Origin of the sequence: Streptomyces laculatispora, from assembly GCF_017353455.1 — a bacterium.
Taxonomy (GTDB): Bacteria; Actinomycetota; Actinomycetes; order Streptomycetales; family Streptomycetaceae; genus Streptomyces; species Streptomyces laculatispora.
Window position 1 is genome coordinate 1 of the sequence record NZ_JAFMPZ010000154.1, and the last position, 8571, is coordinate 8571.

The 8571-nt window shown below is 69.5% G+C and carries 6 protein-coding genes and 3 pseudogenes; 7 read left to right on the forward strand and 2 right to left on the reverse strand.

Annotation, left to right across the window (positions count from 1 at the left end; all coding sequences use genetic code 11):
• Window positions 1-339: 339 nt before the first annotated feature.
• Together J1C73_RS35645 and J1C73_RS09240 are read left to right on the forward strand one after the other, a co-directional pair.
• Window positions 340-456, forward strand: a pseudogene (locus J1C73_RS35645) (DUF2975 domain-containing protein); the annotation flags it as partial.
• Window positions 456-675, forward strand: a pseudogene (locus J1C73_RS09240) (helix-turn-helix domain-containing protein). The pseudogenes J1C73_RS35645 and J1C73_RS09240, both read left to right, overlap by 1 nt.
• Window positions 676-744: 69 nt before the next feature.
• On the opposite strand, the pseudogene J1C73_RS09245 reads toward J1C73_RS09240, so the two are convergent.
• Both J1C73_RS09245 and J1C73_RS09250 read right to left on the reverse strand, forming a co-directional pair.
• Window positions 745-1377: pseudogene (locus J1C73_RS09245) on the reverse strand (endo-beta-N-acetylglucosaminidase H); the annotation flags it as partial.
• A 367-nt stretch (window positions 1378-1744) separates the two neighbouring features.
• Window positions 1745-2440, reverse strand: coding sequence for a TetR/AcrR family transcriptional regulator (locus J1C73_RS09250; protein WP_123468013.1), 696 nt, complete (start codon window positions 2438-2440; stop codon window positions 1745-1747).
• A 128-nt stretch (window positions 2441-2568) separates the two neighbouring features.
• Here J1C73_RS09250 and J1C73_RS09255 point away from each other — a divergent pair, with 128 nt between their 5' ends.
• The 5 genes from J1C73_RS09255 to J1C73_RS09275 form a co-directional block, all read left to right on the forward strand.
• A complete protein-coding gene (locus tag J1C73_RS09255; RefSeq protein ID WP_207315908.1) occupies window positions 2569-4266 on the forward strand; it encodes an amidohydrolase in 1698 nt (565 codons plus the stop codon).
• A gap of 105 nt (window positions 4267-4371) precedes the next feature.
• Complete coding sequence (locus J1C73_RS09260) at window positions 4372-5994, forward strand: ABC transporter substrate-binding protein (RefSeq protein ID WP_260147339.1); 1623 nt, start codon at window positions 4372-4374, stop codon at window positions 5992-5994.
• The gene (locus tag J1C73_RS09265) at window positions 5991-6959 is read left to right on the forward strand and encodes an ABC transporter permease (protein ID WP_260147340.1); all 969 of its coding nucleotides are present in this window, start codon (window positions 5991-5993) and stop codon (window positions 6957-6959) included. The genes J1C73_RS09260 and J1C73_RS09265 overlap by 4 nt, the downstream gene beginning before the upstream one ends.
• Before the next feature lie 8 nt (window positions 6960-6967).
• Entirely contained in the window at window positions 6968-7819 is an 852-nt protein-coding gene (locus J1C73_RS09270) for an ABC transporter permease (RefSeq protein ID WP_242643933.1), read from the forward strand.
• Window positions 7819-8571: ABC transporter ATP-binding protein (locus J1C73_RS09275; RefSeq protein ID WP_207315910.1), on the forward strand; the 753-nt coding region annotated here is incomplete at its 3' end. The genes J1C73_RS09270 and J1C73_RS09275, both read left to right, overlap by 1 nt.

Consider the following 8571-nt stretch of genomic DNA (forward strand, 5'->3'; position numbering starts at 1 on the left):
CCCGCCTTGGCCAAGGCGGGCTTCCAGGTATAGGTGTTCCATGTGTTCACCGCCACGGCGTTGCCGAAGCGCGTGGTGAGCAGCAGGGAGAACGTCTTCCTCTCCCCCTCCGGCTTCCCCCACGGCAGCTCCACCTCTACCGGCGGGAACGCTTCGATGTGGCTTCGAGATCGGCAACGCGACGGTCCTGGAAGCGGAGATTAGAGTGCGCGGCGTGGTTCGACCAGCTGGGCAGAAACAGGGCCAGTTGGTACATGCCACACCGGCTGGAGCGCCTGGTGCCCCGCCGGCGGCGGGCGCTGCGTCACATCGCGCCGGCCTTGCAGCAGGCGGGGTCGGCTGGCCATCCTGGGAGTCGCGCTCATCGTGCTCGTGCTGCGGATGCTCCTCGCCCAAGCCGTTACGCGCGACGCAGAAGCGGCGCAGACGCAGGGCGAGCTCGACGAGGTGATCTGATGCCGATCGCCGTAGACATCGACGTGATGCCGGCCAGGCGGAAGATCCGTGGGCGAACTCGCGGACCGCATAGGGATCACCCCTGCCAACCTGGCGGTGCTCAAGAACGGCCGCGCCAAGGCGGTGCGCTTCACGACGCATGCCGCGCTGTGCGAGGCGCTGGAGTGCCAGCCGGGCGACCTGCTGCGCTGGGAGGACAGGGACAGCGGGGTCGAATGATCCGCGTCTGCCCACACCTTGTCGCCGAACCCCAAGCAGCACGGCGCGCCACGGCGGCGCGAGCCCGCCCTACGGCGTGAAATCGGCATCGCTGCCGTACAACTCTCGTGTGAAGGCGGAGACATCGGCGCTGCGGTCGGCACCGTCGAGGTTGTACGTCAGATAGACCCCGTAGCCCTCACTGACGGTGCGTCGGGCGAAGTCGGCGGCCGTGCTCTGCGAGGTCCGGCCGATTTCGACGGCCGCCGGCGACAGCTTCGACTTGGGCAGTGCGATGCCGGGGACCTGCCAGGAGCCGTAGTACGGGTTCCAGGCATAGTCAAACGTGGTCGAGATGTCGACGCCTCCGTAGGAGAGGCGCGACGCGGCCGGGCCGATGTTGTAGAGGCTGATGATCTTGTCCGGCATATTCAGGCGCAGCGCCGTCACCAGGTTGACGAACGAGCTGGCGTTGGGCTGGCCAGTGCCATTGTTGCCGTATTCGGCGTACTCGTCGTCGAAGTCGATGCCGTCGAGACCGTACTTGGCCACTGTGTCCGACAGTTGCTTCGCGAACACCGAAGCCTCCTGCTGGGACGGGAAGTTGGCGAAACCCGCACCCTGGTGGTTCCCCAGGACGGAGAGGACGACCTTGATGCCCTTCTGCTGCAACGGTCGTATCTCCGTGGCGGCGTCGTCAAGGACGCGCTGAACGTTCTCGTTACTAGACCGGCGGTAGATCGGCCGGAAGATCATGGGTAGATGCCGGTAGACGCTGCGGTAGATGCACAGGTCAGGCGACAGTAGACGGGGCGGGCGGCTCCCGCACCGGACGGCCACCGACGGCGGCCGCAGGGCTACATGGAGGACGGAGCTGAGTCCGGTCATCGCACGCCCGACGAGATCCTCACGGACCTCGGCCTCGTGCAGCGGAGGCCGACGGGCCTGCCGGAACCCCTCCGGCAGGCCCGTGCCACGGATCAGCCCGGGCTCGGCCTCCCCGGAGAGCGGCGTCCGGGGATGGCTCCGCCCACGCTCCACGGACCGACGGACGGCCGAGCCGGACCGCCTGGCGTTGGGCTGAGCCGGGTCACGCGCCCCGAGGAGTCGCGGCGCGCTTCTCGACAGTCGAGATCAGGGCCTCGACCGTAGCGTCGAAGATCTGTTCGTCCGTCACCTCGGCGAGTTCGCCACTGAGGCCGGCGATGTAGGGGAAGCGCTGCGCGTCGACCAGCCGGTACTCGCGGTTCCACGCGGAGTCGTCGGCCGCGCGGGCGTCCGCGTCGAACAGCAGGAAGGCGGCCTGCTGGCCCACGTACGCGAGGAGGGTGTCCCCGATCATGCGGTAGTGGACGGCGGCCTCGGATCCCTCCAGACCGGCCTCCCGGACGGCGCCGAGGATGAGTTCGACGACCCGGAACTCGTTGGAGCGGCGCGTGGTCCGGCTCGCCATGGCGGAGCCCACCACCGGGTACTTGAGGGCGACCGCGAGAGAGGCGTCGGCGAGTGCCCGGATGCGGGCCTTCCAGCCGAGGCCGTCGGGGATGGCGTCGAGCGCCTCCCCGAGCATGTGGTCGGCGACCGACAGCAACAGCTCGTCCTTGTCACGGAAGTGCCGGTAGATCGCGGTCGGATCCGCCCCGAGTTCCTCGCCCAGGCGCCGGACGGTGAAGGCGTCCTCGCTTCCGCGGGCGGCAATGCGCAGGCTCGCGTCGATGATCGCACCGGGCGTGAGCTGACTGCCGGCGCGCTTGCTGCGGGCCTTGGCGGCGGGTGACTTCGGCATGGTGCGGCCAGTGTATCGGTTCGGGATCCAGTGTGCGCAACACTGTTGACAGCACTGTTGCGCTGTCGTTCACTCCTCCTCAACGAACACGTCGGGCGGGTCATTCCGCCCTGCTGGAGGTTGAATCGATGGCGCACAGCAGCGAATGGGCCGACACCGTCTTCGTCGGGGGCCGGGTCTTCACCGGAGCGGGCCCCGTCCCGGTGGACGCCGCCGTCGCCGTCGCGGGCGGCCGGATCATCGCCGTCGCCGACGTGGGTACGGTGCGCGCGCTGGCCGGTGCCGGTACGGAGGTCGTCGACCTGGAGGGCGGCCTGCTCGTACCCGGATTCCAGGACGCGCACATCCACCCCGTGATGGGTGGCACCCAGATGCTCGGCTGCGACCAGAGCGAGCAGACCACCGCCGAGGACTGTCTCGACGTGGTGGCCCGGTACGCCGAGGACCACCCGGACGTGGCCTGGATCCGTGGCGGCGGCTGGTCGATGGACTGCTTCCCGGGCGGCACGCCGACGCGCTCCATGCTCGACGCGGTGGTGCCCGACCGGCCCGTGCTGCTTGTGAACTGCGACGGCCACGGCGCCTGGGTCAACACCCGCGCGCTGGAGATCGCCGGTGTCGACCGGCACACCTCCGACCCGGCCGACGGCCGTATCGAGCGGGAGGCGGACGGCACCCCGGCCGGCACCCTGCACGAGGGCGCGGTGGAACTGGTGGCCCAGCACGTTCCGGTCGCGACCGAGGACGAGACGTACGCCGGGCTGCTCGCCGCGCAGGAGTACCTGTTCTCACTCGGGGTGACCGGCTGGCAGGACGCCATGATCGGTTCCTTCCACGGCTACCCGGACAACCTGCCCGTCTACCTGCGTGCGGCCCGCGAAGGTTCGCTGCTCGCCCGGGTCGTCGGCGCCCTGTGGTGGGACCGCAACCGCGGAATGGAGCAGCTTCCGGAGCTGGAGGAGCGCCGCCGCATCGGGCAGGCGGGCCGTTTCGCGGCCACCAGCATCAAGATCATGCAGGACGGCGTCGCGGAGAACTTCACCGCCGGGATGCTGGAGCCCTATCTGGACAGCTGCGGCTGCTCAACCGGCAACTCCGGCCTGAGCTTCGTCGAGCCCGGACTACTGAGGGAAGCGGTGTGCGCGCTGGACCGCTCCGGCTTCCAGGTCCACTTCCACGCGCTCGGCGACCGCGCCGTGCGCGAGGCACTCGACGCGCTCGGCGCGGCCCGTGCCGCCAACGGCGCCAACGACCACCGGCACCACCTGGCCCACCTCCAGGTCGTCCACCCCGATGACATCGCGCGTTTCGCGGAACTCGGCGTCGCCGCGAACATCCAGCCGCTGTGGGCCGCCCACGAACCCCAGATGGACGAGCTGACCATCCCGTTCCTCGGGCCCGAACGCGCCGCCCAGCAGTACCCCTTCGGGGATCTGCGCCGTGCCGGCGCCCACCTCGCCGCCGGCAGCGACTGGTCGGTGAGCAGCCCCAACCCGCTGTGGGCCATCCACGTCGCGGTCAACCGTGCCGCCCCCGCCCGGGAACTCCCCGAGGGCGAGACGTATCCGCCGTTCTACCCCGAACAGGCACTGACCCTGGCCGAGGCGCTCACCGCGTACACAGCGGGCACCGCCTGGGTGAACCACCTCGACGACGTGACCGGCACGGTCGAGGTGGGCAAGTACGCGGACCTCGTCGCCCTCGACCGTGACCCGTTCACGCGCCCCGCCGACGAGATAGGCGACGTCCGGGTACGCCGGACGTACGTCGAAGGCCGCCTCGTGTTCGACGCGAACATGACCGCGCCCACTGCGTCGACCGACTGACGCAGCCCCCACGCACTTCATCGAGCCCACCCCGGACGGAGACAGACAGTGCCGACGCAGAGTGCAGGATCCAGACGGCCAACACGGATGCGGGCGGTGCGCCGCGTGGCGGGGACCCTCCTCGCGGCGAGCGCCGTTCTCATCACCAGTGCGTGCAGTGGCACGGCGAACCCGGACAAGGGCGCCGACGCCGGCACGTCGTACAAGCTGACCAAGCAGACGCCCGCCGCTGCGGGCGACATCGACTCCTTCACCTGGTCGATCTACGCCGAGCCCTCCTCGCTCGACTACGCCTACGCCTACGACTACCCGCCGAACCAGATCCTCGCCAACGTCTGCGAGAGCCTGCTGCGCTGGAACCCGGATCTGACGACGTCGCCGAACCTGGCGTCCTCGTTCACCAATCCGACTCCCACCACGTGGGTCTACAAGATCCGTCCGGGCGTGCACTTCCACGACGGGACGGTTCTCACTGCGAAGGACGTCGTCGCCTCCCTGCGCCGCCACATGGACCCCGCCGTGGGCAGCGCGTGGGAGAACACGTTCCGCAACGTGAAGTCGATCGACATGACCGGGCCGCTGGAAGTCACCGTCAAGCTGACGAAGCCGGACGCGGTCTTCAACCAGGAGATGGCCACCAGCTCGGGAACCGTCGAGTCGGCCGCGACGCTCGCCGAGGCGGGCAAGGACTACGGCAGTCCCAAGAGCGGGGTGAACTGCACGGGCCCGTTCTCGTTCGGGTCCTGGGCGTCGGGCCAGTCGCTCACCCTGAAGAAGTTCGACGGTTATTGGAACACCGAGCTGAAGCCCAAGGCGGGCCAGGTCAAGTTCGTGTTCCTGAGCGACGCGACGACCCGCGTCAACGCCTTCCAGAGCGGTGAGGTGGACGGTGGCTGGATGGTCCCGGCCGACGCCTACGAGCAGCTCGGCTCGTCCAGCGCCGGCAAGCTCTACTACGGCGTCAACAGCACCGTCGCCGAGGAGATCGTCAGCAACCTCAAGGGCCCGCTCGGTGACACCGAGGTGCGCAAGGCCCTGCTCATGGCCATCGACCGCAAGGGCATCGTCAAGGCCGGCGCCGGCGGGATGGGCGAGGTCGCCGACTCCCTCGTCTCCGACAACATGTGGGGCCAGGCGCCCCCTGCGGACCGCAGGGCCATCATCGAGGGCGTGCCGCACTACCCGTACGACCCGGCGAAGGCCAAGGAGATCGCGGAGAAGGCCGGGGTGAAGGGGGAGCGGATCGTCATCGCGACCAGCCCCCTCGACTCGCAGACCACGATCGTCGCGCAGGCCGTCGAGCAGGCCGCCAAGGCCATCGGCCTCGACCCCAAGATCGAGACGCTGTCGCCGGAGAAGTACTCGACGCTCTTCACCGACGCCGCCGCCCGCAAGGGAGTCGATCTCTTCCTGACCTTCTGGTACACGTCGATCACCGACCCGCTGGATGTGTACGGCTCCCTGGAGACCGGCATGTTCACCAACTACGGCGGCTGGTCGAACAAGGAGTTCGACCAGGCGGTCGAGGACGCCGCAGGCACCTATGACCCGGCCGCGCGGGCCGGGGCGAGCGCGAGGGCGCAGAAGATCGCCCTGCGGGAACTGCCCTGGCTTCCTCTGTACACGCAGCCCACGAGCGTCTTCCTCGGCAACCGGATCACCGGCGTCCAGCCGTCGGTCGCCTACCTCTACTACCCGTGGGCTGCTGAGATCGGGGCCAAGAAGTGAGCCGTACGACCACCCGGGCGCTCGGGGTCGTGAGCCGTCTGGCCGGGATGGCGGCGACCTTGCTGGTCACCTCCTTCCTGGTGTTCTCCTCGCTGTACCTGGCGCCCGGCGACCCGGCGAGCTTCCTGGTGCGCGGGCGCAGCGCCGGCCCCGACGAACTCGCCCGGATCCGCCACAGGTACGGCTTCGACGAGCCGTTCTTCGTCCGGTACTGGGACTGGCTGGGCGGCGTACTGCACGGCGACTTCGGCCGCTCCTACGTCTTCCACCAGGACGTCAGTTCGGTCATCTGGTCGCGGCTGCCGGCCACCCTGCTGCTGATCGCCGCCTCCGCCCTGCTGATCGCGGTGGTCGGTCTCGCGGCCGGCATCGTCGGCGCGCTGCGCCGCGGCACCCGCACCGACTCGATGCTGATGCTGCTGGTGACGGTGGGGGCCGCAGCCCCCGCCTTCGTCGCCGCACTGCTGCTGCGGTCGCTGTTCGGCGTGAAGCTGGGCTGGTTCCCGACCATCGGCAACGGCACCGGCGTTCTCGACCGGCTGCACCACGTCGTACTGCCGGCGATCGCCCTGTCCGTCACGTTCATGGCGATGGTCACTCGGGTGACCCGCTCGTCGATGCTGGAGGAACTGGGCCGTGAGCACGTCGAGGTCGCGGTCAGCCGCGGCACCCCGCGGTGGACCGTGATCCGGCGGCACGTACTGCGCAACGCCCTCGGCCCGATCGTCACCGTCTCCGCGCTCCTCATCTCCGGAATGCTGGTGAGCACCTCGATCGTGGAGACCGCGTTCGGCATGTCGGGCGTGGGATCCCTGCTGGTGACCTCGGTCAACCAGATGGACTTCCAGGTGGTGCAGGCGATCGTGCTGCTCGTGGTTGCCGCGTTCGTCGTGGTCAACTTCCTGGTGGACCTGGTGCATCCGCTGATCGATCCGCGGGTGGCGGCAGCGGGGGGTGCACGATGAGCGCCCCGATGGCGGGACTGACCCGCAGGCCGGTCGCCAAGTTGCGCTCCATGGGGGGTAGCCGGCTGGAGAAGCTGTGCCTGGGCCTTCTCGTCCTGTTCGTGCTGGTCGCGGTGTTCGCACCGTGGCTGTCACCGCAGGACCCGACGTACGGAGAGCTGGGCACGGGGCTCGTCGGCCCGAGCGCCGACCACTGGCTGGGCACCGACCAGGGTGGGCACGACACCTTCTCGGCCCTCGTAGAAGGAAGCCGTACGAGTCTGGTCGGACCGCTGCTGGTGGTACTGGTCTCGACCGTCGTCGGCATCGCCATCGGCCTGTTCTCCGCGTGGCGGGGCGGCTGGGCCGACACCGTGATCGGGCGGCTGCTCGATGTCGTCTTCGCCTTCCCGGCGCTGCTCGTCGCGATTCTCGCGGTGGCGGTCTTCGGCAAGGGGATGACGGCGCCGGTGATCGCTATGTCCGTGGCCTACATGCCGTACACCGCACGTCTGGTGCGCGGCCTCGCGATGCAGGAGCGGGCCAGGCCGTACATCGCGGCCTACCGTGTGCAGGGGCACTCCGCCCTGTACGTCGCCATCCGCAGGCTGCTGCCGAACATCGGCCCGACCGTGCTCGCCCAGTCCACCGTCAACTTCGGCTACGCGCTGCTCGACCTCGCCGCCCTGTCCTTCCTGGGCCTGGGCGTGCAGGCGCCGACTCCGGACTGGGGCGCCATGATCAACCAGTCCCAGGCCGCCGTTCTGCGCGGCCAGCCGCTGTCCGCGGTCGTGCCCGCCGTCGCCGTCGTGGTGGTCGTCGTCGCCTTCAACATCGTCGGGGAGAACGTCGGCGACCGGCTCGCAGGGAGGAAGACCTGATGGCGCTGCTGGAGTACGAGAACCTGAGCATCGCCCTGCCCGGCATGGCCCGGCCGGTACTCGACGGCATCGACCTGACCGTGTCGGCGGGTGAAATCGTCGCGCTGGTGGGCGAATCCGGCTCCGGGAAGTCGGTCACCGCACGGTCGGCCCTCGGGCTGTTCCCCACCGGGGCCGACATCGACGGCCACGTGCGCGTCGACGGAACGGAGGTGGTGGGCGCCGGCCCGGCAGCCCTACGGTCGATCCGTACCGGCACGGCGTCGATGATATTCCAGGACCCCCGGGCAGGCATCAACCCGGTCCGCCGCATCGGCGACTTCCTCACCGAGTCGCTGCGTGTCAACAACGGCTGGGACAAGGGCCGCGCCAACGCCCGCGCCGCCGAACTGCTCGCCGCGGTCGGACTCCCGGACCCGGAGCGGCACTTGCGCCAGTACCCGTACGAGCTCTCCGGCGGCATGCTGCAACGCGTCATGATCGCCGGAGCGCTCACCGCCGGGCCCAGGCTGCTGCTCTGCGACGAACCCACCACCGCGCTCGACGTCTCCACCCAGGCCGAGATCATGGCCATCCTCGGGCGGCTGCAGCGCGAACGCGACCTGGGCATGCTCCTCATCACGCACGACATCGAACTCGCGGCCGCGGTCTGCGACCGCATCTACGTGATGTACGCCGGCCGGATCGTCGAGACCGCTCCCACCGCACAGCTCTTCGAAACACCCCGCCACCCCTACACCACGGGCCTGCTC

Excerpts from the sequence above, each read along its gene's own strand:
- J1C73_RS09250 (WP_123468013.1), bottom strand. The coding sequence starts at position 2,440 with ATGCCGAAGTCACCCGCCGCCAAGGCCCGCAGCAAGCGCGCCGGCAGT.
- J1C73_RS09270 (WP_242643933.1), top strand. The coding sequence starts at position 6,968 with ATGGCGGGACTGACCCGCAGGCCGGTCGCCAAGTTGCGCTCCATGGGG.
- J1C73_RS09255 (WP_207315908.1), top strand. The coding sequence starts at position 2,569 with ATGGCGCACAGCAGCGAATGGGCCGACACCGTCTTCGTCGGGGGCCGG.